The sequence below is a fragment of the Uliginosibacterium sp. 31-16 genome (assembly GCF_030730865.1).
GTDB lineage: Bacteria > Pseudomonadota > Gammaproteobacteria > Burkholderiales > Rhodocyclaceae > Uliginosibacterium.
On record NZ_JAVALZ010000003.1, the window covers coordinates 290,906 to 316,068 of the forward strand.

The 25,163-nt window shown below is 61.8% G+C and carries 28 protein-coding genes; 10 read left to right on the forward strand and 18 right to left on the reverse strand.

Annotated features, from left to right (window positions below; all coding sequences use genetic code 11):
- The first annotated feature begins 50 nt into the window (after positions 1-50).
- Complete coding sequence (locus Q9Q94_RS13120; RefSeq protein ID WP_305980538.1) at positions 51-275, forward strand: hypothetical protein; 225 nt, start codon at positions 51-53, stop codon at positions 273-275.
- On the opposite strand, the gene Q9Q94_RS13125 is transcribed toward Q9Q94_RS13120, so the two are convergent.
- From Q9Q94_RS13125 to Q9Q94_RS13150, 6 genes are all read right to left on the reverse strand, one after another.
- Positions 266-1,219 carry a hydrolase gene (locus Q9Q94_RS13125; RefSeq protein WP_305980539.1) on the reverse strand — a complete coding sequence of 318 codons (954 nt, stop codon included), beginning with the start codon at positions 1,217-1,219 and terminating at the stop codon, positions 266-268. The two genes, Q9Q94_RS13120 and Q9Q94_RS13125, sit on opposite strands and share 10 nt — an antisense overlap.
- Positions 1,220-1,252: 33 nt before the next feature.
- Positions 1,253-1,696: a nuclear transport factor 2 family protein gene (locus tag Q9Q94_RS13130; protein WP_305980540.1), complete on the reverse strand. Its 444-nt coding sequence runs from the start codon at positions 1,694-1,696 to the stop codon at positions 1,253-1,255.
- A 44-nt stretch (positions 1,697-1,740) separates the two neighbouring features.
- Positions 1,741-2,181, reverse strand: coding sequence for a YiiD C-terminal domain-containing protein (locus Q9Q94_RS13135; protein ID WP_305980541.1), 441 nt, complete (start codon positions 2,179-2,181; stop codon positions 1,741-1,743).
- Between the two features lie 14 nt (positions 2,182-2,195).
- On the reverse strand, positions 2,196-3,245 hold the full coding sequence (waaF, locus tag Q9Q94_RS13140; RefSeq protein WP_305980542.1) for a lipopolysaccharide heptosyltransferase II: 1,050 nt from the start codon (positions 3,243-3,245) through the stop codon (positions 2,196-2,198).
- 44 nt (positions 3,246-3,289) lie between these two features.
- On the reverse strand, positions 3,290-3,487 hold the full coding sequence (locus Q9Q94_RS13145; protein ID WP_305980543.1) for a zinc-finger domain-containing protein: 198 nt from the start codon (positions 3,485-3,487) through the stop codon (positions 3,290-3,292).
- A gap of 64 nt (positions 3,488-3,551) precedes the next feature.
- Positions 3,552-4,472 carry a branched-chain amino acid transaminase gene (locus Q9Q94_RS13150; RefSeq protein WP_305980545.1) on the reverse strand — a complete coding sequence of 307 codons (921 nt, stop codon included), beginning with the start codon at positions 4,470-4,472 and terminating at the stop codon, positions 3,552-3,554.
- Positions 4,473-4,603: 131 nt separating this feature from the next.
- Between Q9Q94_RS13150 and Q9Q94_RS13155 the strand changes: the two genes are divergently transcribed.
- From Q9Q94_RS13155 to Q9Q94_RS13165, 3 genes are read left to right on the forward strand one after another with little or no spacing between them, the layout of a single operon-like run.
- Entirely contained in the window at positions 4,604-5,053 is a 450-nt protein-coding gene (locus Q9Q94_RS13155) for an NUDIX hydrolase (RefSeq protein ID WP_305980547.1), read from the forward strand.
- 11 nt (positions 5,054-5,064) lie between these two features.
- Positions 5,065-6,192 (forward strand): tRNA 2-thiouridine(34) synthase MnmA, encoded by a 1,128-nt coding sequence (gene mnmA / locus Q9Q94_RS13160; RefSeq protein WP_305980548.1) that lies wholly within the window; start codon positions 5,065-5,067, stop codon positions 6,190-6,192.
- Positions 6,189-7,136, forward strand: a complete 948-nt coding sequence (locus Q9Q94_RS13165; RefSeq protein ID WP_305980549.1) for a DMT family transporter — start codon at positions 6,189-6,191, stop codon at positions 7,134-7,136. The genes mnmA and Q9Q94_RS13165 overlap by 4 nt, the downstream gene beginning before the upstream one ends.
- 23 nt (positions 7,137-7,159) lie before the next feature.
- On the opposite strand, the gene Q9Q94_RS13170 is transcribed toward Q9Q94_RS13165, so the two are convergent.
- The 6 genes from Q9Q94_RS13170 to radC all read right to left on the reverse strand — a co-directional run bounded on the left by Q9Q94_RS13170 (position 7,160) and on the right by radC (position 11,645).
- Positions 7,160-7,762, reverse strand: coding sequence for a phosphatase PAP2 family protein (locus Q9Q94_RS13170; RefSeq protein WP_305980550.1), 603 nt, complete (start codon positions 7,760-7,762; stop codon positions 7,160-7,162).
- A gap of 175 nt (positions 7,763-7,937) precedes the next feature.
- Positions 7,938-9,176 carry a DUF1015 domain-containing protein gene (locus Q9Q94_RS13175; RefSeq protein WP_305980551.1) on the reverse strand — a complete coding sequence of 413 codons (1,239 nt, stop codon included), beginning with the start codon at positions 9,174-9,176 and terminating at the stop codon, positions 7,938-7,940.
- Between the two features lie 41 nt (positions 9,177-9,217).
- Entirely contained in the window at positions 9,218-10,291 is a 1,074-nt protein-coding gene (locus Q9Q94_RS13180) for a 3-deoxy-7-phosphoheptulonate synthase (RefSeq protein WP_305980553.1), read from the reverse strand.
- Positions 10,292-10,433: 142 nt separating this feature from the next.
- The gene (gene rpmG, locus Q9Q94_RS13185; RefSeq protein ID WP_305980554.1) at positions 10,434-10,601 is read right to left on the reverse strand and encodes a 50S ribosomal protein L33; all 168 of its coding nucleotides are present in this window, start codon (positions 10,599-10,601) and stop codon (positions 10,434-10,436) included.
- 38 nt (positions 10,602-10,639) lie between these two features.
- Positions 10,640-10,876 carry a 50S ribosomal protein L28 gene (rpmB, locus tag Q9Q94_RS13190; protein WP_305980556.1) on the reverse strand — a complete coding sequence of 79 codons (237 nt, stop codon included), beginning with the start codon at positions 10,874-10,876 and terminating at the stop codon, positions 10,640-10,642.
- 91 nt (positions 10,877-10,967) lie between these two features.
- Positions 10,968-11,645: a DNA repair protein RadC gene (radC, locus tag Q9Q94_RS13195; RefSeq protein WP_305980557.1), complete on the reverse strand. Its 678-nt coding sequence runs from the start codon at positions 11,643-11,645 to the stop codon at positions 10,968-10,970.
- Positions 11,646-11,733: 88 nt separating this feature from the next.
- Between radC and coaBC the strand changes: the two genes are divergently transcribed.
- Both coaBC and dut read left to right on the forward strand, forming a co-directional pair.
- Positions 11,734-12,918: a bifunctional phosphopantothenoylcysteine decarboxylase/phosphopantothenate--cysteine ligase CoaBC gene (coaBC, locus tag Q9Q94_RS13200; RefSeq protein WP_305980558.1), complete on the forward strand. Its 1,185-nt coding sequence runs from the start codon at positions 11,734-11,736 to the stop codon at positions 12,916-12,918.
- A 34-nt stretch (positions 12,919-12,952) separates the two neighbouring features.
- Positions 12,953-13,402 carry a dUTP diphosphatase gene (gene dut / locus Q9Q94_RS13205; RefSeq protein WP_305980559.1) on the forward strand — a complete coding sequence of 150 codons (450 nt, stop codon included), beginning with the start codon at positions 12,953-12,955 and terminating at the stop codon, positions 13,400-13,402.
- Between the two features lie 175 nt (positions 13,403-13,577).
- On the opposite strand, the gene Q9Q94_RS13210 is transcribed toward dut, so the two are convergent.
- Positions 13,578-15,797, reverse strand: a complete 2,220-nt coding sequence (locus Q9Q94_RS13210) for an NADP-dependent isocitrate dehydrogenase (protein WP_305980560.1) — start codon at positions 15,795-15,797, stop codon at positions 13,578-13,580.
- A gap of 374 nt (positions 15,798-16,171) precedes the next feature.
- On the opposite strand from Q9Q94_RS13210, the gene Q9Q94_RS13215 reads away from it, so the two are divergent.
- Together Q9Q94_RS13215 and sthA are read left to right on the forward strand one after the other, a co-directional pair.
- Complete coding sequence (locus Q9Q94_RS13215) at positions 16,172-16,753, forward strand: tetratricopeptide repeat protein (RefSeq protein ID WP_305980561.1); 582 nt, start codon at positions 16,172-16,174, stop codon at positions 16,751-16,753.
- A gap of 80 nt (positions 16,754-16,833) precedes the next feature.
- Positions 16,834-18,222 (forward strand): Si-specific NAD(P)(+) transhydrogenase, encoded by a 1,389-nt coding sequence (gene sthA, locus Q9Q94_RS13220; protein ID WP_305980562.1) that lies wholly within the window; start codon positions 16,834-16,836, stop codon positions 18,220-18,222.
- A 177-nt stretch (positions 18,223-18,399) separates the two neighbouring features.
- Here sthA and Q9Q94_RS13225 read toward each other — a convergent pair whose 3' ends face one another.
- The 4 genes from Q9Q94_RS13225 to Q9Q94_RS13240 form a co-directional block, all read right to left on the reverse strand.
- Positions 18,400-18,615: a hypothetical protein gene (locus Q9Q94_RS13225; protein ID WP_305980563.1), complete on the reverse strand. Its 216-nt coding sequence runs from the start codon at positions 18,613-18,615 to the stop codon at positions 18,400-18,402.
- Entirely contained in the window at positions 18,612-20,405 is a 1,794-nt protein-coding gene (locus Q9Q94_RS13230) for a glutamine--tRNA ligase/YqeY domain fusion protein (RefSeq protein ID WP_305980564.1), read from the reverse strand. Before Q9Q94_RS13230 ends, Q9Q94_RS13225 begins: the two co-directional genes overlap by 4 nt.
- A 145-nt stretch (positions 20,406-20,550) precedes the next feature.
- Positions 20,551-21,669 (reverse strand): alanine dehydrogenase, encoded by a 1,119-nt coding sequence (gene ald / locus Q9Q94_RS13235; RefSeq protein WP_305980565.1) that lies wholly within the window; start codon positions 21,667-21,669, stop codon positions 20,551-20,553.
- Positions 21,670-21,732: 63 nt separating this feature from the next.
- A complete protein-coding gene (locus Q9Q94_RS13240; protein ID WP_305980567.1) occupies positions 21,733-22,542 on the reverse strand; it encodes a helix-turn-helix domain-containing protein in 810 nt (269 codons plus the stop codon).
- A 100-nt stretch (positions 22,543-22,642) separates the two neighbouring features.
- Here Q9Q94_RS13240 and Q9Q94_RS13245 point away from each other — a divergent pair, with 100 nt between their 5' ends.
- Positions 22,643-23,836: an MFS transporter gene (locus tag Q9Q94_RS13245; protein ID WP_305980568.1), complete on the forward strand. Its 1,194-nt coding sequence runs from the start codon at positions 22,643-22,645 to the stop codon at positions 23,834-23,836.
- Positions 23,837-23,939: 103 nt separating this feature from the next.
- Here Q9Q94_RS13245 and Q9Q94_RS13250 read toward each other — a convergent pair whose 3' ends face one another.
- Positions 23,940-24,938, reverse strand: coding sequence for a 2-hydroxyacid dehydrogenase (locus tag Q9Q94_RS13250; RefSeq protein ID WP_305980569.1), 999 nt, complete (start codon positions 24,936-24,938; stop codon positions 23,940-23,942).
- On the opposite strand from Q9Q94_RS13250, the gene Q9Q94_RS13255 reads away from it, so the two are divergent.
- Positions 24,937-25,071 (forward strand): hypothetical protein, encoded by a 135-nt coding sequence (locus tag Q9Q94_RS13255; RefSeq protein ID WP_305980571.1) that lies wholly within the window; start codon positions 24,937-24,939, stop codon positions 25,069-25,071. The two genes, Q9Q94_RS13250 and Q9Q94_RS13255, sit on opposite strands and share 2 nt — an antisense overlap.
- Positions 25,072-25,163: the final 92 nt, after the last annotated feature.

Genomic DNA, 25,163 nt, shown 5'->3' on the forward strand with positions numbered 1-25,163 from the left:
GCGTGGACTAGGCTGAAGGTGCGCCAATGTCCGGCGCGAAGGAGTTCCTTATGGCCGTAACCTCAGTCAATTCGTCCGCTACCGCACAAAATCTGCAAACAGCACAAAGCCAGGCGCAATTGGGCATGCTCAAGAAAGCCAATGATCTGCAGGCTGATCAGGTGAAGCAATTGCTGGATGCGCAGCAGGCCCAGCAGGCACAGGCGCAGCAAGTGCAGACCCAGAAAGCTGTCGAACCGACGCAACGCAGCGGACGGATCGATACCTACGCCTGATAGCTGTCGAAGTAGTGCAGCACGCGCTTGGGCATCCACTCCAGATTGCCCGGGAAAGGGCCGCTGACGAAACCGACGTGTCCCCCTTCGGCGGGTTGTTCCAGTCGCACGAAGGGCGAGACGTGGCGTGCCTTCGGTAACGCCTCGCTGGGCAGGAATGGATCATTTCTGGCGTTCAGTACCAGTGTTGGCACCGTTATGCTGCCTAGCAAGGGCTTGGCCGAGGCACGCCGCCAGTAATCCTCCACATTCTTGAAACCGTGCAGCGGCGCGGTGTAAGCGTCATCGAATGCGGCCAGAGTCCTGGCCTGACGAGCTTTCTTCGCATCGAAACGTCCCGGAAAGCGAATGGCTTTCTCTGCTGCAGCGGGGCGCATGGTGTAGAGAAAATACCGGGTGTAGACCTTGTTGAACCCACGTTCCAGTTCATGGCCGGAGACGAAGAGATCCAGCGGCGCAGAGATGGCAGCGGCACGCGTGATCAGCTCTTGAGCTTCATTGCGGCGAGTGCCCAGCCAGCACAGCAAGGCATTGCCGCCAAGCGAAACACCTGCCGCGTAGCGCGGCACGCCCGGATATTTGGCCGCAAAACGGCGCAGGATCCAGTCAATCTCCTTGACGTCACCCGAGTGATACGCGCGCGGCAACAGATTCGGCTCGCCCGAGCAGCCGCGAAAATGTACGACCGCGCCGTTCCAGCCGCGCGCAGCCACCTCGCGCATCAGCGAACGGGCGTAATGACTGCGGCTGGAGCCCTCCAGTCCGTGGAACAGGATCACCAGCGGCTGCTCGTCCTGACGCGGCAGAAAATCTACGTCGATGAAGTCGTTGTCGGGGGTCTGCCAGCGCTTGCGGCGGAAAACGGGTTTCTCGCCCTTGATGGCCAGTGGCCAGATGGTTTGGGCGTGTCCGCCCTTGAGCCATGATGGGGCTACGTATTGCATGCCGATTCGTCTGGAGTCCGGGAAAGCCCGAGTTTAGTGCACCGTGCGAGGGGATTCCTGCATCATCAGACCGTTGGTGTCCGGTGCCGGAGAAGTGTGATGTACCAGCAGTTGCCAGCCGCGCGGGCCGCGCATATACACGTTGGTGGTGATCAATGGCGGAGTAATGGTGTCGTCACCTTCCACGCTCACATGCTGCAGCAGACTGTGCACGGCGACGAGTGCGGAGTGCGTCTTGAGCACGTTGCTGATGCGCACCTGGAATTTCATGCCGGTTTCGAAGAGCTGCTTCCAGGATTCGCGGATCGCGCCGATGCCGTTGAAGCGCGAGCCACCCGGGTGCACGCAGACGGTCTCTTCATCCTCGGCCCATACGGCCATCAGTGCCTCCAGATCGCCACGCGTGAAGGCGTCATAGAAGGCCTGTTCGGCATCGTCGGGAGTCGGGTAGGACAACAGATTGGCAGCAGGACTCATGGGCGGCGAGTGTACTCCCGAATTCGCGTGAGGGCGTGCCGGCGTCAGCGCATCGCGACAAATTCGCCGTGGAAATGCGCGGCGATGGTGTCTCCCGCGAGCACTTCCGCATCGAGCTTCACGCGGGCTCGTCCTTTGCCGGCATAGGCAGCAAGGAAACCAGCCCAGTCTGTCTCCGTCGGGAAGCGCACAATCGCACGGATTTCCCCTTGGGCAGGCGCGATGTATTCGACGTTGTTGCGGCGCACGACCAGATGTGGGGCCGGCTGCAGACCATCCGTACGCACCCGCAGCAGACTCCAGCAGGCCAGCGTCGCCAGGGTGGAGATGCTGCCGCCGAAAGCGGTACCGCGATGATTGATGTTCGGCGCCAGCGGTGCGGCGAGTTCGATGATATCCGGCGTGGCCTGGACGACTTCGACCTGCATCGCCTTTGATAGCGGGATGTGGGTGTGGAGGTAGGTCTGAAGTTCAGAAGGGGTCATGGATGTTTCTGTTATCAGGAACTGCTGTGGTCTCTCGCGGCCATCGCTGTGCCCGCTGTTTGGGTTTGCAGGATGCTTGTCAGTACTTGCTCCGGCGCAATCTTGTTCAGGCAATCCAGATGCCCCAGCGGGCACTCGCGCTTGAAGCAAGGGCTGCATTCCAGTTTCAGCGAGATCACCTGCGCCGTGGCCGACAGCGGTGGGGTGTAGCCGGGGCTGCTGGAACCGAACAGCGCGGTGAGCGGCGTGCCCAGCGCGGCGGCGACGTGCATCAGGCCCGAGTCGTTGGTCACGACGTGGCGCGCGAGGGCAATCAGGTGAATGGCCTGGGTGAGGTTGGTGACTCCGCACAGGTTGCGTGCATATCCCTCGGACAGGCGCACGATTTCCTCGCCGACCGCCGCATCCTTCTTCGAGCCGAGCAGCCACACCGGAATGCCCTGCGCGCCAAGCTGGCGGGCCAGCGTGGCGAAGTGCTTCTCCGGCCAGCGCTTGGCCGGGCCGAACTCGGCACCGGGGCAGAAGATGACGGGGGCTGGCGAGCCGCTCAGGGCAAGGCTCTCCAGTGTGCCTGCCTGAAGAGCCGCATCCACAGCCAGTTTCGGCAGGGGGTAGGGGCGGGGCAAGGCTGCGTGCGGCTCTTCAGCCAGCACCGCGTAGCGCTCGACTTGCAAAGGTGTAGCGGCGGTGTCCAGCGTGTGGCGGACATTGATCAGGCCGTAGCGCGACTCCCCGGTAAAGCCCATGCGGCGCGGGATGCCGGCAAAGGCCGGGATCAGCGCGGACTTGAGCGAATTCGGCAGCACGTAAGCGGCGTCGTAATGGCGCGCCTTGAGCGAACGTGCCAGCGCCCAGCGTGCCTTCAGGCGCAACTGGCCGTGGGCGAAAGGGTTGTCCAGTACCTCGCCGTTGATTTCCGGCATGGCGTGCAGCACGGCCGCCACCCAGGGCGGCGCCAGTGCGTCGATTACCGCGTCCGGGTGATAGGCGCGCAGGCGCATGAACAGAGTCTGGGCGGCGACGGTGTCGCCGATCCAGGAGGGGGCGATGATCAGGATGCGCATGGGCTCAAATGATAAGGGCCGCAGTGCGGCCCGTGCGGTCTGGCTCAGTGACCTTTGGGTGCATCACCGTGCAGCACGTACAGCGCGCCGCAGTAGGGGCACCTGGCTTCGCCGGTATGTGCCACATCGAGGAACACACGCGGATGACGCGCCCATAGCGGCGCATCCGGCTGCGGGCAATGCAGTGGCAGGTCCTTGGCTTCGACGGTGATGGGCTGGTCCTTGTTGGTGTTCTCGGCCATGTTCATCTCTTTCTCTGTGATGGGAGTTTCGCCGCCCCTGCGGGAGCAGGGGCGTGACCAGCTTTTAGACGTAATGCAACCAGGCGTCATGCTCCGGCAAGCGACCATTCACCAGATCAAAGAAGCGCGCCTGGATGGCGGCGGTGATCGGGCCACGCGAACCGATGCCGATGGTGCGGTTGTCCAGCTCGCGGATCGGGGTCACTTCGGCGGCGGTGCCGGTGAAGAAGGCTTCGTCGGCGATGTAGATGTCGTCGCGGGTCAGGCGACGGGTCTGCACGGTGTAGCCAAGTTCCTTTGCCAGTGTATGGATGGTGTTGCGGGTGATGCCCATCAGCGCCGAGGCGATTTCCGGTTCGTAGATCACGCCATCCTTGACCACGAACAGGTTCTCGCCAGCGCCCTCAGCCACAAAGCCGTCCGTGTCCAGCAGCAGGGCTTCGTCGTAGCCGTCCTGGGTGGCTTCGAGGTTGGCGATGATGGAGTTGGCGTAGGTTGAGGCAGCCTTGGCGCGGGCCATGGTCACGTTCACGTGGTGGCGGGCAAAGGACGAAGTCTTGACGCGGATGCCCTTTTCCAGACCTTCAGCACCCAGATACGCGCCCCAGGGCCAGGCGGCAATCGCCACGTGCACGGTGGCGCCACGCGTGGAGATGCCCATCTTTTCGGAGCCGTAGAAAGCGATCGGGCGCAGATAGCAGGATTCGAGTTTGTTGGCGCGCACGACTTCCTTCTGGGCTTCGTTGATCGTTTCCTTGTCGAAGGGGATCTTCATCATGTAGATGTGAGCCGAGTTGAACAGGCGGTCGGTGTGCTCCTTGAGGCGGAAGATCGCGGTGCCGCGCTCGGTGTTGTAGGCACGTACGCCTTCAAACACCGACAGGCCGTAGTGCAGGGAGTGGGTCAGAACGTGGGTGGTGGCGTCGCGCCAGGGCACCAGCTTGCCATCCATCCAGATGAATCCGTCGCGATCAGCCATCGACATAGCAGAACTCCGTAAACCGTTGTGAGAAGCCGCTGATTTTAGCGCATGGAGGCCTGCTCTGCCCATCGTTGCCGGGATGCTGGCATGCGTATCCGGGCTACAATCCAGCTTTTGCTGCCCCGCATTGCATCATGTCAATCTGGAAACCCCACGTTACGGTAGCCGCCCTCGTCGAGCGCGACGGGCGCTTTCTGCTTGTCGAAGAACACACGGTGGATGGCGTACGCCTGAATCAGCCCGCCGGCCATCTCGACGAAGGCGAGTCCTTGGTCGCGGCCTGCGCGCGCGAGGCGCTGGAAGAAACGGCCCACCACGTGAAGGTTGAATCACTGGTCGGTATCTACCAGTGGCCGCGTCCGAGTGGCGACATCACCTACCTGCGCTTTGCCTTTGCCTGCAGCGAAGCGAGCGTTGAGGCGGGGCGTGCGCTGGATGAAGGCATCATCCGCGCTGTGTGGCTCACACCTGCGGAGCTGGCCGCTCAGCCCGAGCGCTGGCGCAGCCCGCTGGTGATGCAGTGCATCGAGGATTATCTGGCCGGCCGGCGCTTTCCGCTGGAACTGATCCGGCACTACGGTTGAAGGATTGAATGATGATGGGTACGAGCTTGAAGGACGGTGAAGGCATGAAGGTCGTCGTCGGCATGTCTGGCGGTGTGGATTCGGCGGTCGCCGCGCTGCTGTTGAAACAGCAGGGTTACGCCGTTACCGGCCTGTTCATGAAGAACTGGGAAGACGACGACGACGACGAGTACTGCTCCACGCGGCAGGATCTGGTCGACGTCGCCTCGGTCTGCGACGTGCTGGGCATCGATCTGGAAGTGGTGAATTTCAGCAAGGAATACAAGGACCGCGTCTTCGCCGATTTCCTGCATGAATACGAGGCCGGCCGCACGCCGAATCCGGACATCCTGTGCAACAGCGAGATCAAGTTCAAAGCCTTTCTCGACCACGCCGTCGAGCTGGGTGCGGACAAGATCGCCACCGGCCACTATGCCGGCGTGCGCGAATGGAGCAGTGATGGCCGCACGGAGTTTCAGCTCTTGAAGGCCGACGATGGCACCAAGGATCAGAGCTACTTCCTGTATCGCCTCAATCAATCGCAGCTGTCGAAAGCCATCTTCCCGCTGGGGGACGTGTACAAGCGTGATGTGCGCGAGATCGCCGAGCGAGCTGGCTTGCACGTGCACGACAAGAAGGATTCCACCGGCATCTGCTTCATCGGCGAGCGTCCCTTCCGCGAATTCCTGATGCGCTACCTTCCGACCAAGCCGGGCGAAATCCGCTCGCTGGACGACAACCGCCTGCTTGGCGAGCATCAGGGCCTGATGTATCACACCATCGGCCAGCGCAAGGGCTTGAACATCGGCGGTATCAAGGGCAATGACCATGCTGGCGAGCACGAAGCCTGGTACGTCGCAGCCAAGGACATGCAGGCCAATGTGCTGTATGCCGTGCAGGGGCACAACCATCCGGCGCTGCAGCGTGAGCGCCTCATTGCCGGTGACCTGAACTGGATCAGTGGCCGCGCGCCGCGCACCAACTGGGTCTACACCGCCAAGCCGCGCTACCGCACGAGTGATCAGCCTTGCGAGATCGATGCGCTGAGCGACGCGCAGGCCGAAATCGCCTTTGCCGCGCCGCAGTGGGCGGTCACGCCAGGGCAGTCGGTGGTGGTCTACGAGAGCCGGGTCTGTTTGGGCGGCGGCATCATACTTTGAGCGCCAACAACTTTTTCACCCGCCGTCCCGTCGTCTTCGCACTCGCAACCCTGTGCTGCCTGCTGTGGGGCAGCGCCTACCCGGCGATCAAGAACGGCTACACGTTGCTGCATATCGCCGCAAATGACATTCCCGGCAAGCTTCTGTTTGCCGGTTGGCGTTTCTTGTTCGCGGGGCTGGTGTTGCTGGTCTTTGCTCGATTCACTGGCAAATCTTTGCGCCTGAAATCCCTGCGCGAGACGGGAGAAGTCTGTTTGCTGGGGCTGACCCAGACATCGCTGCAATATGTTTTCTTTTATCTTGGGCTGGCTTATACGACCGGGGTAAAGGGTTCGATCATGAATGGCACCGGCACCTTTTTCTCGGTGCTGCTGGCGCACTTCATCTATCACAACGACCGTCTCTCTGCGCCACGCATCACCGGCTGCCTGGTTGGCTTTGTCGGTGTGCTGGTGGTGAATTTCAGCCCTGAGTTGATCGATTTCAATTTCGCTCTGGCGGGCGAGGGGAGTGTCGTGCTGGCGGCTTTCATCCTTTCGGCCGCCTCGATTTATGGCAAACGGCTCTCACAGCACATTGACTCCGTGGTTCTGACCGGCTGGCAACTTGGCATCGGCGGTCTGGCCTTGCTTGTCGCCGGCTGGGGCACGGGTGGGCAGCTCGAAAGTTTTTCGCTGGCTGCGACGGCGCTGATGGCCTATATGGTGCTGCTGTCCTCAGTGGCCTTTGCGTTGTGGACCATTCTGCTCAAATACAACCGGGTCGGCATCGTCACGGTCTTCAATTTTCTGATTCCGGTGTTTGGCGCCGGTCTGTCTGCATTGTTCCTTGACGAGAGTATCTTTGAATTGAAAAACCTGCTGGCGCTTGTTCTGGTGTGTGGCGGCATCTGGCTGGTGACCCGCGAAGCCTCGCCGGACAAGGTTCTTCAGAAGCCTGCCTGAAGAAGCCCGTCAGACGGCCGTGATCAGGCCACGATGGAAGCACTCTGATTGACGATCTGGAACACGCCCCAGCCGAGCAGTGCGCCGCAGGGCAGATCCAGCAGGTAGTGCTGCTTGGTGAACATGCAGCTGATCGCGATCAGTGCCGGGAAAAGCAACGCCCAGGCGCCGAAGTAGGGCCAGGCAAACATGGCGGTGAGCATGGCGACCGAGGTGTGCATGCTCGGGAAGCAGTTCGAGGATTTGTCGTAGTACTGCACGAACTTGAGGAAGCGGATCGACCAGCTTTCTGACTCCGGCAGATCGCGCCAGTGATCAGGGGTTTCTACCGGATAGACCAGGAAGAAGAACATCTGGCAGAAAAGCAGCAGGATGAAGCTGATCGCCATGTAGTTGAACTGCCGGTGATCCTTCGCCAGCAGATTCAGATAGATGATGGCAGGGTAATACAGGAAGCTGTAGATCCACACCCAGCCGGACCAGAACGGGATCTTTTCATCCAGTGGCGAGTGAAACTTGCGCGGTGTGACCCATTGGCGGCGCTGGCACCAGAAATAGAACTGGTAGGCACCTACGATCAGGATGATGGAAAGGGTGATGTTGACCAGATAATCCAGCGTACTCATGCGCCTGCCCCGATGTTTCTAGTTGAAATTGGAGAGCCGGTTTCGTTGCCCGGCTTTTTTGTGGCGAAATTGTGTCGCTGGCATGACAGTGATGCAAGTTTTTTCTACGCAGGGCTCTCCTGAAAAACACAAAGCCGGCATATGCCGGCCTTGTAATGTGGTCGATCCAGCTTGCTCAGTCGATCACGTGCGAAGCCATGCCGTCGGCCAGTTTCGGCTCGAACCAGGTCGACTTGGGCGGCATCACCTGACCTGCGTCGGCTACCGACATCAGGTCATTCATGGTGGTGGCGCACATGGCGAAAGCCACGGCCATCTCGCCACTGTTCACACGCTTTTCCAGCTCCGGCAGACCGCGGATGCCGCCGACGAAGTCGATACGCTTGTCGCGGCGCAGATCAGCGATGCCGAGGATCGGAGTGAGAATGTGGGTGGTGAGCAGGCTTACATCCAGACGCTCGACCGGGTCGGCCGGAATCAGTTCGGGCTTCACGTTGAGCTTGTACCACTGGCCGGCCAGATACATGCCGACTTCGCCATGGGCGGCCGGCTTTACCGGGCTGGCAGATGGCGCGATGGTGTAGGCGGCGGCAATCTTTGCGACCAGCTCGTCTTTGCTCAGACCATTCAGGTCGCAGACCACGCGGTTGTAATCCATGATCTTCAGCGCGTGGGCGGGGAAAATCACCGACAGGAAGTAGTTGTAGCTCTCGTTACCGGTGTGGTTCGGATTGGCCGTGCGGCGAGCGGCGGCGACGCGCGAGGCGGCAGCGCTGCGATGGTGACCGTCTGCGATGTAGAGCGCGGGCAGGGCGTCGAAACCCTTGGTGATCTGCTCGATGGTGGCGGCGTCACGGATCACCCACAGGGTGTGGCGGATGCCGTCGTCAGCCGTTGCGTCAGCATCCGGTGTGCCGGCAATGGTGGCGGCGAGGATGGCGTCAATCGAAGGTGCATCCGGATAGGCGAGAAACACCGGGCCGGTCTGGGCGCTCAGCGCTTCGATCTGGCGTACGCGGTCGTCTTCTTTGTCCGGACGGGTGAACTCGTGGCGCTTGATGCGGTTGGTGTCGTACTCGACAACCGAGGCTGCCGCGACGATGCCGGTCTGCACATGACTGCCCATGATGATGCGGTATACGTAGTAGCAGGCTGATTCGTCACGGGCGATCACGCCTGCGTCGAGCATCTTGTGCAGGTTTTCGGCAGCCTTGGCGTATACGGCCGGCGAATACACGTCGGTACCAGCCGGCAGGTCGATTTCCGGCTTGGAAATGTGCAGGAAGCTCCAGGGCTTGCCCGCCGCACGCTCGATGGCCTCACTGGATGAGAGTACGTCATACGGTGGTGCAATGATGTCGGCAGCACGGCCGGCGGCCGGCCGCAAGGCTTTGAATGGGGTGATCAGGTGCATGCTTGTGTACCTTTTACTGAAGGGGGAAGGGAATAAAGGGGTCAGGCCTTGCGGCTGGCGATGGCTTCGCGCAGAGCGGAGCGGGCGTCACGCAACATCTGCGCCGTCGTGTTCCAGTCCACGCAGCCATCTGTAACCGAGCAGCCATAACGCAATTCTGCGAGGTTCGCCGGAATGGGCTGATTGCCCGCCTCGATGAAGCTTTCGATCATTACGCCGACGATCGAACGCTGGCCATCGCGGATCTGGTTTACCACGTCTTTCATGACGAGAGGCTGAAGTTCGGGCTTTTTCCACGAGTTGGCGTGCGAGCAGTCGATCACGATGTTTTGCGGCAGCCTGGCTTTGGCCAGTGCCTGCTCGGCCAGTGAGACAGATACTGTGTCGTAGTTCGGACGGCCACCGCCGCCACGCAGTACGACATGACTGTAGCGATTGCCATGGGTGCGCACGATGCAGGTATCGCCGGCGTCGTTCATGCCAAGGAAACTGTGCGGATTGGAGGCGGACAGGCAGCCGTTGACGGCGGCTTCCAGCGATCCGTCCGTACCATTTTTGAAGCCGACCGGGGTGGACAGGCCGGAGGCGATTTCGCGGTGGGTTTGCGATTCGGCCGTGCGAGCGCCGATGGCTGCCCAGGACAGCAGGTCGCCGTAGTATTGCGGGGCTATCGGGTCCAGTGTTTCGGTGGCAGCGGGCAGACCGAGTTCGGCAACGTCCAGCAGGAACTGACGCCCGCGCTGCATGCCTTCCTCGATGCGGAAGGAGTCGTCCATGTGCGGATCGTTGATGAAACCCTTCCAGCCCACGGTTGTGCGCGGTTTCTCGAAATACACGCGCATCACCACGTACAGCGTATCGGCGACTTCCTCTGCGAGGACTTTCAGGCGGCGAGCGTAATCCAGGCCAGCGACCGGGTCATGGATCGAGCATGGCCCGACGATCACCATCGGGCGTGGATCCTTCCGATCTAGAATCGCCTTGATCGTGTTGCGCCCGGTTTCTACTGTAGCGGCCGCAGCGTCGGAGAGCGGTGCGCGCGCCTTGATGTCGGCGGGTGAGGGCATCGCGTCAAAAGAGGCGATGTTGAGATTTTCAGTCGACGCGTGGGTCATGGCAGGGATGACGGCTAGGGGCAGGCGGGGGCTGAAAACGATAAAGCCCGCATGCGCGGGCTTTGTCGATACAGCAACAGGTACAGCAGGTCGGAACCAGCTTTGCGGGGATCAGGTGCGGGCCGCGCCGCGCACCAGAGCCTTACTTGAGCTTGGTTTCCTTGTATGCGACGTGCTTGCGCACAACCGGATCGTACTTGACGAATTCAAGCTTTTCCGGGGTGGTGCGCTTGTTCTTGTTGGTGGTGTAGAAGTGGCCGGTTCCTGCAGAGGATTCCAGCTTGATTTTTTCACGTCCGCCTTTAGCCATTTTTAATCTCCGCTAATCTTGTGTGTGGTTGCAGGCGCTTAGAGCTTCTCGCCGCGAGCACGCAGCTCGGCCAGAACGACTTCGATGCCCTTCTTGTCGATGGTGCGCAGACCGGCGTTCGAGACGCGCAGGCTGACCCAGCGGTTTTCGGCTTCAACCCAGAAACGACGGTTCTGCAGGTTCGGCAGGAAACGACGCTTGGTGTGGTTGTTTGCGTGGGAAACGTTGTTCCCCACCATCGGGCGCTTGCCCGTTACTTGACATACTCGAGACATTTCTCGCTCCGGTAACTGGTTCCGTAAAGCACGCGATTTTAGCCTGAAACCGTACGGTATTCAAGTGCAGCGCACTGCTAGAAGCCCACTACTATAACAGCCCTTTCTCGGCAAAGGAAATGGGCGTCTGGTTTCCGGCCACGATGAAGTGATCCAGGACCTGCACATCCACCAGCGCCAGCGCCTGTTTCAGGGCTTTCGTCAGCATTTCATCGGCACGACTGGGTTCGCTGGCGCCGGAAGGGTGGTTGTGGGCGAGGATCACGGCAGCGGCATTTTGAGCCAGTGCCAGCTTGACCACTTCTCTCGGGTATACCGATGTCTGGGTCAGGGTTCCGCGGAACAGTTCGCGGGCTTCGATCAGGCGGTTCTGTGCGTCGAGCAGCAGCACCATGAAGACTTCGTGCGGCAATTGGCCCATATGCAGGCGCAGCCAGTCGCGCACGGCACCTGGCGAACCGAGCATGTCGCGATCTTTGAGGGTTTCGCCCAGCGCCCGGCGGGCCATTTCCAGTACGGCTTGCAACTGCGCGTACTTGGCGTCGCCCATGCCGGGAAAGGCGCTGAACGCCTCGCGCGGGGCCGTGCACAAACGGCTCAGGCTGCCAAAGTGATTGATCAGGTCGCGAGCCAGATCAACTGCGCTTTTGCCGCGGATGCCGACGCGCAGGAAGATTGCCAGCAGTTCTGAATCCGACAATACGCCTGCTCCCTTGCTCAGCAGGCGTTCGCGTGGACGTTCATCTTCAGGCCAGTCGGTGATTGCCATGTTTTTTCGGGAAGGGTTGGGAGTGGGCGGGAAGGGCGGCAGGCGCGCTAGAATCCGGAACTCATTCTTACTTGATCCGGTGTCGTCCATGACTGAACTGACGGGCAAGACCATCGTGCTGGGCGTTTCCGGCGGTATCGCGGCCTACAAGGCGGCCGAGCTGACGCGTCTGCTGATCAAGGCTGGCGCGCGGGTGCATGTGGTGATGACGGAAAACGGCGCACGCTTCGTGACGCCGACCACCTTTCAGGCGCTCTCTGGCAACCCGGTGTGGACCGAAGCCTGGGATGAACGACGCGCCAACAACATGAGCCACATCGATCTGACCCGTGCTGCCGACGCGCTGCTGATTGCGCCGGCCACGGCGAACATCCTCGCCAAGCTGGCCAATGGCCTCGCGGATGATCTGCTGTCGACGCTGACGCTGGCGCGAGACTGCCCGCTGCTGGTGGCCCCGGCAATGAATCGGCAGATGTGGAGCAATCCGGCCACGCAGCGCAACGTTGCCCAGCTCAAGACGGATGGTGTCCGCATCATCGGGCCGGATGCTGGCGAGCAGGCTTGTGGCGAAGTGGGCGAGGGGCGCATGAGCGAACCGGCGGATATCGTCGAAGCGCTGATCAGCTTCCTGCAGCTCAAACCTCTGGCCGGCAAGACCGTGCTGATGACGGCTGGGCCGACTTACGAGCCGATTGATCCCGTGCGCGGCATCACCAATATTTCCTCCGGCAAGATGGGCTATGCGCTCGCCCGTGCGCTGGTGCATGCTGGGGCGCAGGTGCAACTGGTCAGCGGACCGGTGGCGCTTGCAGCACCGCAGGGCGTGGAGCGGATTGGCGTGCAGAGTGCCCGCGAAATGCAGCAGGCGGTGATGCTGCGGGTGGCACAGGCGGACATCTTCATTGGCGTAGCGGCTGTGGCGGATTACCGTGTGGCGAATGTTGCAGCCGACAAGATCAAGAAAACCGGCGACACGCTGACGCTGGAGCTCACCCGCAATCCGGATATCCTTGCCGAAGTCGCCTCGCTGCCTGCCGCGCCCTTCTGTGTGGGGTTTGCCGCAGAGAGCCAGAATCTCGACGCCTACGCCAGTGGCAAGCTCACAGCCAAGCGCCTCAAGCTGGTGGTGGGGAATCTCGTGCAGGATGGCATGGGTGGCGACACCAATCAGGTGGTGCTGTATGACGCTGAAGGTGCGCACCCGCTGCCGCGCGCCAGCAAGACCGATGTAGCCGCTGGCATCGTCGCGCATCTGGCGCGGATGCTGGGCTGATCCCTTTTCCTTAACCTTTTCCCGTATTCAGAAAATGCACCAACTCGACATCAAGATTCTCGACGCCCGCCTGCACGACAACCTGCCTCAGTACGGCACCGCCGGCGCTGCCGGGCTGGACCTGCGCGCCTGCCTCAGCGAGCCGCTGACCATCAACCCGGGCGACACCCATCTGATTCCGACCGGCATGGCCATGCATCTGGAAGATCCGCGTCTGGCCGCGATGATCCTGCCGCGCTCCGGTCTGGGTCACAAGCACGGCATCGTGATGGGCAATCTCGTGGGCCTGATCGACTCGGATTACCAGGGTCAGGTTTTCGTCTCCACCTGGAATCGCGGCAAGGAAGCCTTCACGATTCAGCCGATGGATCGCATCGCGCAACTGGTGGTGGTGCCGGTGGTGCAGGTGAAGCTCAACGTGGTCGAGGACTTCGAAGCCACCGAACGCGGTGCGGGCGGGTTTGGCAGCACGGGGCGTAGTTAAGCAGGCTGGAGAGTCGCTTCTGGCTTGGGTCTTCGGGGTGGATGTCTGAAGATTCAGGCGGGGTAAGGCTCATCAGCCAGATGTGCTGAAGAAACATGCTGCATGCGGGTTTTCAGCCTGATGTGAAATGAAAAGCCCCGGCCGAGACCGGGGCTTTTGCTTGGGCGGGCCTTGCTTACTGGATGCTCGCCAGCACTGCGTTCAGCGTGGCGCTGGGGCGCATGGCTGCGGAGCACTTTTCCGGCGACGGGTGGTAGTAGCCACCGATATCCGCCGGCTTGCCCTGAGCGGCGATCAGTTCGCCAGCGATCTTGGCTTCGTCAGCGGTGAGTTTGTCCGCAACCGGTTTGAACTTGGCCTGCAGGGCGGCATCCTTGCTCTGGGTGGCCAGTGCTTGTGCCCAGTACAGCGCAAGGTAGAAGTGGCTGCCGCGGTTGTCGGTCTGGCCGACCTTGCGGGCCGGTGACTTGTCGTTTTCAAGGAACAGGGCGTTGGCGGCATCCAGTGCTTCCGCGAGCACGGCGGCGGCCTTGTTGCCGGTTTTGACGGCGAGCTCTTCGATGGAGACCTGCAGGGCGAGGAATTCGCCGAGCGAATCCCAGCGCAGGTAGTTCTCTTCGAGGAACTGCTGCACATGCTTCGGGGCCGAGCCGCCGGCGCCGGTTTCGTACATGCCGCCACCGGCCAGCAGCGGGACGATGGAAAGCATCTTGGCGCTGGTGCCGAGTTCGAGGATCGGGAACAGGTCGGTGTTGTAGTCGCGCAGCACGTTGCCGGTGACCGAGATGGTGTCCTGCCCGGCGCGGATGCGCTTGAGCGACAGTTTGCAGGCCTCGACCGGCGACAGGATCGGCATCTCCAGACCGGTGGTGTCGTGCTGCTGCAGACAGGCCTTTACCTTGCTGATCAGGTTGCGGTCGTAGGCACGGGCTTCGTCCAGCCAGAACACGGCCGGAGTGCCGGTAGCGCGGGCGCGGGTGACGGCGAGCTTGACCCAGTCCTGCACGGCGATGTCCTTGGTCTGGCACATGCGCCAGATGTCGCCTGCTTCGACCTTGTGCTCGGTGAGCACGCTGCCGTCCTCATTGATGACACGCACCGCACCGTCGGCGGCGATTTCAAAGGTCTTGTCGTGTGAACCGTATTCTTCGGCGGCTTGCGCCATCAGACCAACATTGGGCACGGTGCCCATGGTGGTGACGTCGAACTTGCCGTGGGCCTTGCAATCGTCGATGACGGCCTGATACACACCGGCGTAGCAGCGGTCCGGGATGGTGAACTTGGTGTCCTGCAGTTTGCCAGCGGCATTCCACATCTGGCCGGAGCTGCGGATGGCGGCGGGCATGGAGGCATCAACGATCACGTCGCTGGGCACATGCAGGTTGGTGATGCCCTTGTCGGAGTCAACCATGGCGACCGGCACGGCGGCTTCAGCGGCGCGCAGATCGGCTTCGATGGCGGCCTTTTCGGCAGCCGGCAGGCTCTGGATCTTGGCGTAAGCGTCGCCGATGCCGTTGCGGACATTGACACCCAGCCTGGCGAAAGTGTCGGCGTGCTTGGCAAACACATCCTTGTAGAAGGCCGTCACGGCGTAGCCGAACATGATCGGATCGGAGACCTTCATCATCGTGGCCTTCAGGTGCAGCGAGAACAACACGCCCTTGGTCCGGGCATCCGCAATCTGGACTTCATAGAAGCTGCGCAAAGCCTTGCTGCTCATGTAGGTGGCGGCGATCAGCTCGTCCTGCTGTACCTTCACTTCCTTGAGGAGTTTGGTGTTGCCGGCGTTGTCGGTGAATTCGATCTTCACGCTGCCGGCCTTGGCGATCACGGCGGATTGTTCGTTGCCGTAAAAGTCGCCGTTGTGCATGTGTGCGACGTGGGACTTGGAGTCCGCCGTCCAGGCGCCCATTGAGTGCGGATGCTTGCGGGCATACTGCTTGACGGCCTTGGCGACGCGACGGTCCGAGTTGCCTTCACGCAGCACGGGGTTGACCGCGCTGCCCAGCACCTTGGCGTAGCGCGTCTTGATCTTCTGTTCTGCTTCGTTGCCAGGGGCATCGATGTAATCCGGCACGGCGTAGCCCTGTGACTGGAGTTCCTTGATGGCGGCCTTGAGCTGCGGAACGGAGGCACTCACGTTCGGCAGCTTGATGATATTGGCTTGCGGGGTTTTGGCCAGTTCGCCCAGCTCGGCCAGAGTGTCGGGCTGTTGTTGCTCGGGTTTCAGTGCTTCAGGAAAAGTGGTCAGGATGCGGGCAGCAACCGAGATGTCGCGGGTTTCGACTGCGATACCGGCGGTTTTAGTGAAGGCCTGAACGATCGGCAGAAATGAATACGTGGCCAATGCGGGGGCTTCGTCAGTCAGGGTGTAGATGATCTTCGTTTCGTTCATGGTTTTCTCTCGGGGCTCTCGGGGGACGGCGGTTCGCGCCGCAGTAAAGATGGAAGTATATCAATCTGCCCGGGTTTTCAAGCATGCAGGGCTCTCTGCCTCCGGATTGCGTCTGCCACCGCCACCCGTGTGATGCCCTGTTGGCATCCCGCATCCCGAAAAATGGTGTGGGTGACCGAAGGCCTGTTTGCGGGGGTTGAGAAGCAGGCGCGTGCGGTGGTTTGGCAAGAAGTGTCTGGCTGTCGGCGACGAAATGATCCGGCCCATGTAAGATTTCGTGGAAAAATGAGGCAGGATCAGTGAAAGCCCCTCTCGCAGGGTGGGCTGTTTGGGCGGACAATCCGTCAGCCAAACAAGTTTCTGGAGTTCATCGAGTGGATTTTGATTTCGTGTGGTCGCGAGCCTGCGCAGGGTTCTGTCAGGTCTTTGGTCTGAACGCTCAGGCCCTTTCCCTCTATCGCAAGATTCTGGAGACCCGCCAGGATGCTCCTTGCGCGCGCGTGGCCGCCATTCTTTCTGCCAAGGAAGGCAAGCTTGACGAAGCCGAGAGCTGGTACAGCAAGGCGTCAAAGTGGGATGGCGGCGATATCGAGACCTGGTTCAATCTCGGGTATCTGCGCGATGCATTGGGCCGCAAGCGTGAAGCCATCGAGGCCTTTCGCCATGCCGTGCTGCTGGCGCCGCACTTTGACCGTGCCTGGCATGGCATCGGCTCCATGCACATGGCGCTGGGCGAGCATGCCCAGGCGATAGAGCCTTTGCGCAAGGCGCGCGAGCTGCAGCCGCAGAATGCACAGCTGCTTTACCTGATCGGCCAGTGTCAGCAGGCCTGCGGCAATGATCGCGGAGTGCATGACGCCGTGAAAGAACTGGTGGCGCTGGATGCCAATCGTGCCCGGCTACTGGTCGAGGAGTCCGGTCGCAAGGAATTGAAGCGCCTCTTGCCGGAAGACTGAGTTCGCCAACTCTGGCAGTGCGAGTGTTTACCGGGCTTTCTGCACAGAATCAGAAAGCCGGCCCAATAGCGGAGAGAGTCATGCAGCAATACGATGTAATCATCATCGGTTCAGGTCCGGGCGGCGAGGGTGCTGCCATGAAGTGTGCCAAGGCCGGCAAGAAAGTTGCCGTCATTGAGGCGTACGCACAGGTGGGCGGCGGCTGTACCCACTGGGGAACAATCCCGTCCAAGGCGCTGCGACAAGTCATTTCAGGCCTGCGCGAAATGCGTGACAGCCCGCAGTTCCATGACTCTGTTGATTTGCAGGTCAGCTTCCCCGCACTGCTGCGCACGGCTGAAGGTGTGATCCGCAAGCAGGTCAGCATGCGGCAGAATTTTTATGACCGTAATGGCGTGCAGCTCATCCACGGGCGTGCCCGGTTTCGCGATGCGCACACGCTGGATGTCTCTCTGAACAATGGCGGGCAGGAAGTCTGCAGGGCAAAGCAGATCGTCCTCGCGACAGGCTCGCGCCCTTACCACCCGCCTGAAATCGACTTCAAGCACCCGCGCATTCATGACAGTGACAGCATCCTGCGCCTGACCCAGTCGCCGGAGTCGATCACGATTTACGGCGCTGGCGTGATCGGCTGCGAGTACGCCTCGATCTTCCGCAACCTGGGTTGCAAGGTCAATCTGATCAATACGCGCGATCGCCTGTTGTCCTTCCTGGATGACGAAATCGTCGATGCGCTGGCTTACCATCTGCGCGAGCAGGGCGTGCTGATTCGCCATAATGAAGAAGCCGAGCGTGTGGTGGTCGAGGACGATGGCGTGGTGCTGGAGCTCAAGTCCAACAAGCGCATCAAGACGGATTTCCTGCTCTGGGCCAACGGTCGTCAGGGCAATACCGACGATATGGGGCTGGAGGCGCTGGGCATCGTGCCGGACAAGCGGGGTGCCGTCGCCGTCAACGAGAACTACCAGACCGCGGTGCCCCACATCTACGCCGTGGGCGACGTGATCGGCTGGCCCAGTCTGGCCTCGGCCGCTTATGACCAGGGCCGCCATGCCGCGGCGCATCTGGTTGATGGCAAGAGCGGCGCCGAACTGGCGCGCGACATTCCCACCGGCATCTACACCCTGCCGGAAATCAGCTCACTCGGCCGCACCGAGCGCGAACTGACCGAAGCCAAGGTGCCCTACGAAGTCGGCCACAGCCTGTTCAAGAGCCTTGCGCGTGCCCAGATCACCGGCCAGACCACCGGCATGCTGAAGATCCTGTTCCACCGCGAAACGCTCGAAGTGCTGGGTATCCACTGCTTCGGCGCGCAGGCCTCCGAGATCATCCACATCGGCCAGGCGATCATGCTGCAGCCCGCGCCGCACAACACGATTACCTATTTCGTGAACACCACCTTCAACTACCCGACGATGGCGGAAGCCTATCGCGTGGCAGCCTTGAATGGCCTGAACCGGATTTACTGAGCAGGGTTGATCGGAAATTGAAAAGGGAAGCACGTTGTGCTTCCCTTTTTTGTGGGTGCTCGCAGAGCTGCTTGTGGATTGGCTCTTCAGCACGCATAGCTGGAGAGTAGCGCCTGACGGGTCTCTCCAGTATGCAGTCCTGAAGAGGTCCGCCCGATGCGGCTCTTCAGGCTGGTGTCAGAACGGCAGGCGCCGCCGGGGTTTGGCTGCAGGCTTTTCGGACTCCGCTGGCGGCTCGGCCTTCACGGGCTTGTGCGGCAGATTCATCGCGTCGTTGGCAAAGCGCACCTTGCCTTCCATCACGCAGCCGCGCATGCCGGGCGCGCAGACTGCTCCCAGCACGCGCTGGCAGATGCCGTTCAGATCGTGCGGGCAACCCCAGGCGCCGGTCATTTTGTCCAGCTGTCCTTCAAAGTTGTCGTGCGGTTGAACACGAGCTTGCCGTCCTGACCGTGATCCTTGCGGTCGGCGACGAAGTAGCCGTGGCGCTCGAACTGGAAGCTGGTGCCGGCGGAAGCGGTCGCCAGAGAAGGTTCCACCCAGGTCTGGATGACACGCTTGGCGTCCGGGTTGATCACGTCGAGGAAGTTGCGGCCACCGGCATCCGGCTGGGCTTCGGTGAACAGGCGGTCGTACAGGCGGATTTCTGCCGGGACTCCTTCCGAGGCCGAAACCCAGGTGATCACGCCCTTGACCTTGACACTGTCCGCGCCCGGCGTGCCGCTCTTGGTGTCCGGTACGATCTCGGCGAGCACGGTGGTGATCTGGCCGGCGGCATCTTTCTCGCAGCCTGTGCACTTGATGACGTAGCCGTATTTGAGGCGCGCCATGTTGTCCGGGAACAGGCGGCGGAAGCCCTTCTCCGGTACTTCCTGGAAGTCTTCACGCTCGATCCACACTTCGCCGGTCAGATTGAACTGACGCTTGCCCATGTCCTCATGGTGCGGGTGCACCGGGGCGGAGCAGGGCTCGGCGTGGCCCGCGCCGAACAGAACCTCCCAGTTGGTGAGTTTGAGTTTCAGCGGGTCGAGCACGGCCATGCCGCGCGGGGCCTTTTCGTCGAGATCATCGCGCAGCGCGCCTTCGAGGATGCTGTAGTCGATCCAGCTATCGCCCTTCGATACACCGATGCGCTCGCAGAACAGGTGGATCGCGCCCGGCGTGTAGCCGCGGCGACGCAGGCCGACGATGGTGGGCATGCGCGGGTCGTCCCAGCCGTCCACGTGCTTTTCGGTGACGAGCTGCATCAGCTTGCGCTTGCTGGTGATCACGTAGGTCAGGTTCAGGCGTGCGAACTCGTACTGGTGCGGCAGCGGGTCGGCGAACATGCCGGCGTCGCGCAGCTGGCCGAGCAGCCAGTCGTAGAACGGGCGCTGATCCTCGAATTCCAGCGTACAGATCGAGTGAGTGATGCGCTCGAGCGCGTCCTCGATCGGGTGGGCAAAGGTGTACATCGGGTAGATGCACCACTTGTTGCCGGTGTTGTGGTGTTCGGCGAAGCGGATGCGGTAGATCGCCGGGTCGCGCAGATTGATGTTGGGCGAGCCCATGTCGATCTTGGCGCGCAGGATCATGCTGCCCTCGGCGTGCTTGCCGTCGCGCATCTCGCGGAACAGGCGCAGATTCTCCTCGACCGCGCGATCCCGCCAGGGCGAGTTCTTGCCCGCTTCGGTCAGCGTGCCGCGATTGGCGCGCATCTCATCAGCCGTCTGCTGGTCGACGTAAGCCATGCCACGCTCGATCAGCAACTCGGCGGCGTGATACATGAAGTCGAAATAGTCGCTGGCCTGATACTGGTGGTGGGTGCCGTTGGCATCCCACGAGAAGCCCAGCCACTGGATCGCGTCCAAAATCGAGTCGACGTACTCCTGATCTTCCTTTTCCGGGTTCGTATCGTCGAAGCGCATGTGGCAGACGCCGCCGTAGTCGCGCGCCAGACCGAAGTTCAGGCAGATCGACTTGGCGTGACCAACGTGCAGGTAGCCGTTCGGCTCCGGCGGGAAACGCGTGCGGATCTTCGCAGGGTCCGGCTGGCCGGCGGCGTGCAGGCTGGCTTCGCCAGGCATGCCGGCCCAGCCGCGGCCGGCGAACTTGTTGGCGGCCAGATCGGCGTCGATGATGTTTCTGAGGAAATTCGTGGTTTGCGCTGCGCCAGGGGCAGCGTTCTTGTCAGGTGCGCTCACGGGGTTCGGTTCCGAAGGTAATGCCGCGTTGATTCAGCGAAATTTCGCAAAGCAGCATTCTACCTGCCGGGCAGGCTTGTGAGGCATAGGGCGTATCAGCTTGCTGCAGCAATTCCCTCTCCGGCGGGGAAGGATTTTTGCGGCTTCAGGCCCGCAGCAGTTGCTCCGCCGGACTATGAGGGTAGTGCAGCGCTTCGGCCACTTCCGCGCAGGCTATCTGACCGGCGCAGACATTCAGGCCGTTGCGCAGATGGATGTCGGCACGCAAGGCCGCTTGCCAGCCTTTGTCGGCCAGCGCGATGACGAAGGGCAGGGTGGCTGCGGTGAGGGCGTAGGTGGCGGTGCGGGCCACGGCCCCCGGCATGTTGGCGACGCAGTAGTGCACGATGCCATCGACGATATAGCTCGGCTCGGCGTGCGTGGTGGGGCGGGAGGTTTCGCAGCAGCCGCCTTGATCGATGGCGACATCGACGATCACGCTGCCCGGCTGCATGCCGGAGAGCATGGCGCGGGTGATCAGTCGTGGGGCCGTAGCGCCGGGCACCAGCACGGCACCGATGACGAGGTCCGCCGCATGAATGGCGGCGGTGATGCTGTCCGTGTTGGCATACAGGGTTTTGATGCGTGGACCGAACTGGGCGGCCAGCCGGCGCAGGACGGCGGGCGAGCGATCCAGTACGGTGACGTCGGCACCCATGCCTGCAGCGACAAGCGCGGCGCCGCTTCCCACGACACCTCCGCCGAGAATGGCTACCCGCGCGGGTTCCACGCCGGGCACCCCGGAGAGCAATACCCCACGCCCGCCTTGCGCCTTCTCCAGACAGTGCGCCCCGGCCTGTACGCTCATGCGTCCGGCCACTTCCGACATCGGGGCAAGCAGCGGCAGGCTGCCATCGGCGGCCGTGACCGTTTCGTAGGCGATGCATACGGCGCCGCTGGCCATCAGATCGCGGACCTGCTCGGGGTCCGGCGCCAGATGCAGATAGGTGAACAGGATCTGGCCGGGGCGCAGGCGGGTGCGCTCAATGGCTTGTGGCTCTTTTACCTTGACGATCATCTGCGCGCTGCCGAAAACCTCTTCACCCGATGCGGCAATGCGCGCGCCGGCTGCGCGATAGGCATCGTCACTGGCCGAGATGCCTTCGCCGGCACCCGTTTCCACCAGCAGTTCATGCCCTCGCGCGACCAGTTCGCGCACAGCTGGCGGCGTGAGGCCGACGCGGTATTCGTGATTCTTGATCTCTCGTGGAACGCCGATCAGCATGGGGCTGCCTCCTTGTATCTCTACGGGATAACGGCCTGGCTGCGCGTGGACTGAACCGGAAAATCAGGTTTCGGCCACGGGTGCCGGGTCGCGGAACATCTCCATCGGCGTGACGCCGAAGTTGCGACGGAAGGCGGCAATGAAGGCGGACGGCGAGTTGTAGCCGCTGTCCAGCGCCACACGATTGACGCGTTCGCCACGCTCAAGCCGGGCCAGTGCCAGCAGCAGACGCAGGCGCTGGCGCCAGTCACCGAAGCTGAGCCCGGTCTGCTGCATGAACAGGCGGCTCAGGCTGCGTTCGCTGAGCCCTGCGAGCTGACTCCACTCCGGAACCGAGCGCGAATCGTCGGGATTGGCCTGCAAGGCGCTGCAGATGCGAACCAGGCGTGGATCAACCGGCATCGGCAAGTTGAAGGCCACTTCCGGCAGATGCTGAAGCTGATCGATCAATACCTGCACCAGCCGCCCGGCTGCGCCGGCTTCGTCGTAATCGGCAGGCAGGCTGCTCAGGGCGAGGATCAGTTCGCGCACCAGTGGCGTGATGCTCACGACACGGCAGCGTGCAGCCGCCCAGTTCATCAGCTCGCGGGCAACGTACAGACTGCGCATTTCAGTCAGCGCGACATTGGTGGCCTGATGCTCGGTGTCGGGTGGGATCCAGATCGCCCGCGCCGGTGGGGCCATGAAGCTGCCCTGGCGGGTTTCGATGGCCAGCACGCCACTTTGCGCCCAGGTCAGTTGCCACCAGTCATGGCTGTGCCAAGGGGTGAAGGCGCCTGGCTGACGGTCGTCGACCCGCGCCACGATGGGGCGTGGCAGGCGTGCGTAGGTCGGTGGCTTGAGGATGTGCGAATTTTGACTGTTTTGCGACATCTTGTGGCTTTCTGTTGTTAGACGGCATTGTCGCTGCCGCCTATAGTGGCCTGCAAGTCTGCAGCAAGGCAGAGCCGTGTTTTTCTTCAGGAGAGTCGTTTTGAGCAGTCAGGCCGTAAAGCAGGAAACTTCGTATCGCGTGCTGGGGGCGATCAGCCTCTCGCATTTCCTTAACGACATGATGCAGTCGCTGATCCTGGCGATGTATCCGCTGCTCAAGGGCGGCTTCAATCTCTCCTTCGCGCAGATCGGCCTGATCACCTTCACCTTTCAGGCCACGGCCTCGCTGCTGCAGCCGCTGGTGGGGATGTACACCGACAAGCATCCGAAGCCGTATTCCTTGATGTTCGGCATGTGTTGCACTTTGGTGGGCCTGCTGCTGCTGGCCACTGCCTCGAATTACCCGATGCTGCTGTGTGCGGCGGCGCTCGTCGGCAGCGGCTCTTCGGTGTTCCATCCGGAGTCTTCGCGCGTGGCGCGGATGGCGTCGGGTGGCAAGTTCGGGCTGGCGCAATCGGTGTTCCAGGTTGGCGGTAACGCTGGCACGGCGCTCGGCCCGCTGCTCACCGCGCTGATCGTGATTCCGAACGGGCGCGGTTCGGTCGCCTGGTTTTCGCTGGCTGCGCTGCTGGCGATTGCCGTGCTGTGGAAAGTCGGTCAGTGGTATGCGCATCAGCAGGCCACCGGGCACTTCAAGGCCAAGCTGCGCCAGGGTGCGACGGAGACCGGCCTGTCACGCGGCAAGGTGATCGCCTCGATCGGCATTTTGCTGGCCCTGGTGTTCTCCAAGTATTTCTACCTCGCCAGCCTGTCGAGCTATTTCACTTTCTATTTGATGCACAAGTTCGGGCTGGACATGCAGGCCGCGCAGATTCACCTGTTCGTTTTCCTGTTCGCCGTGGCACTCGGCACCATCATCGGCGGGCCGATTGGTGACCGCATCGGCAGGAAACGTGTGATCTGGGTGTCGATCCTCGGCGTGGCGCCTTTCACGCTGATGCTGCCGTATGTGGGGCTGACGGCAACCACGATCCTGAGTTTCGTCATCGGCCTGATCCTCGCCTCGGCCTTCTCGGCGATCATCGTGTATGCGCAGGAGCTGCTGCCGGGCCGCGTCGGCATGGTCGCCGGGCTGTTCTTCGGTTTCTCGTTCGGCATGGGCGCGGTGGGGGCGGCGCTGCTCGGCAAGCTGGCCGATCTGCAGGGCATTGAATACGTCTACAAGGTCTGCGCCTTCCTGCCGCTGCTCGGGTTGCTCACCGCCTTTTTGCCTGATGTAAAGAAGAAGGCCTGAAGAGCCGCTTGTGGCGGCGTTCTTCAGTAGGGGCTGCCTGAGAGTGGCGACTGGCAAGGCTTGAGCGATAGCCTGCTCGAAAAGCCTTGCCGGGAGCGGGTCTTCAGGATGCCTTGACCTGGTTGACCACGGGCTCACCCCGCGCGAAGGCGCTGGCATTGCCCAGCGTTGTTTCGGCAATCGCGCGCAGCGCCTCGCGGGTGAGGAAGCCCTGATGCGAGGTGATCAGCGCGTTCGGGAAGATCATCAGGCGCGCCAGCGTATCGTCCTGCAAGGGGCGATCCGACAGGTCATGGAAGAACACGCCTTCCTCCATTTCGTACACGTCCAGTCCAACACCACCGACCTGGCCGCTCTTCAGTGAATCAATCAGCGCGCTGGTGTCGATCAGGCCGCCCCGGCTGGTGTTGATGAGGATGACGCCACGCCGGGTCTGTGCCAGCGCAGCGGCGTTGATGATGTGGTGGCTCTGCTCGGTGAGCGGCAGGTGCAGCGAGATCACGTCCGCCTCCTGCAGCAGGCGCTCCAGCGTGACATATTCGAAGCCCGTGTCGGCGGCGATCTGCGGGTTCTGGTACGGGTCGTAGGCGATCAGCTTGCAGCCGAAACCTTTGGCAATGCGCATGGCGCACTGGCCGATGCGGCCGGCGCCCAGCGCACCGAAGGTCTTGCCGTGCAGGGTGAAGCCTTCCAGACTGTCCAGCGAGAAGTTCTGCTCGCGCACCCGGTTGTAGGCGCGGTGCGTCTTGCGTACCAGAGTGAGGAGCAGGGCAAAGGCATGCTCGGCGACCGCCTCGGGCGAGTAGGCCGGCACACGTGCCACCACGATGCCTTCACGTTCGGCCGCAGCGATATCGATGCCATTGAAGCCGGAGGCACGCAGCACCACCAGACGCACGCCGATTTCGGCCAGACGATGCAGCACGCTGGCGGTGAGGCGGCAATTGACGAAGGGACATACGGCGTCGAAACCGTTGGCGAGTTCCACCGTCTTGTCGTGCAGACGTTCCTCGAAGAATTCCAGTGTGTGTTCGCCGGTGCCGTTGGCTTCGGTGAGCGCGCGTTCATCATAGGGGTGAGTATCGAATACGGCGATGCGCATGATGGTCAAGCCTCTCTGTGAAATGTTGAAGAAAGTATGCCGTGTGGAGGCGGGCGCGGAACGCCTTGCGACCATCGTTTGTTTGGATGCCGGCAGCAAAATGCCTGATGCTGCAGATGCGAAACAGGGCTGATCAGGGCTCATTGCAGGCGGTCGCCTGATGCTTGAAACGTTTGACGGAGGATGCTTGTTTTGCAGTGCAGCATGCGGCACACTGAGGTTAAT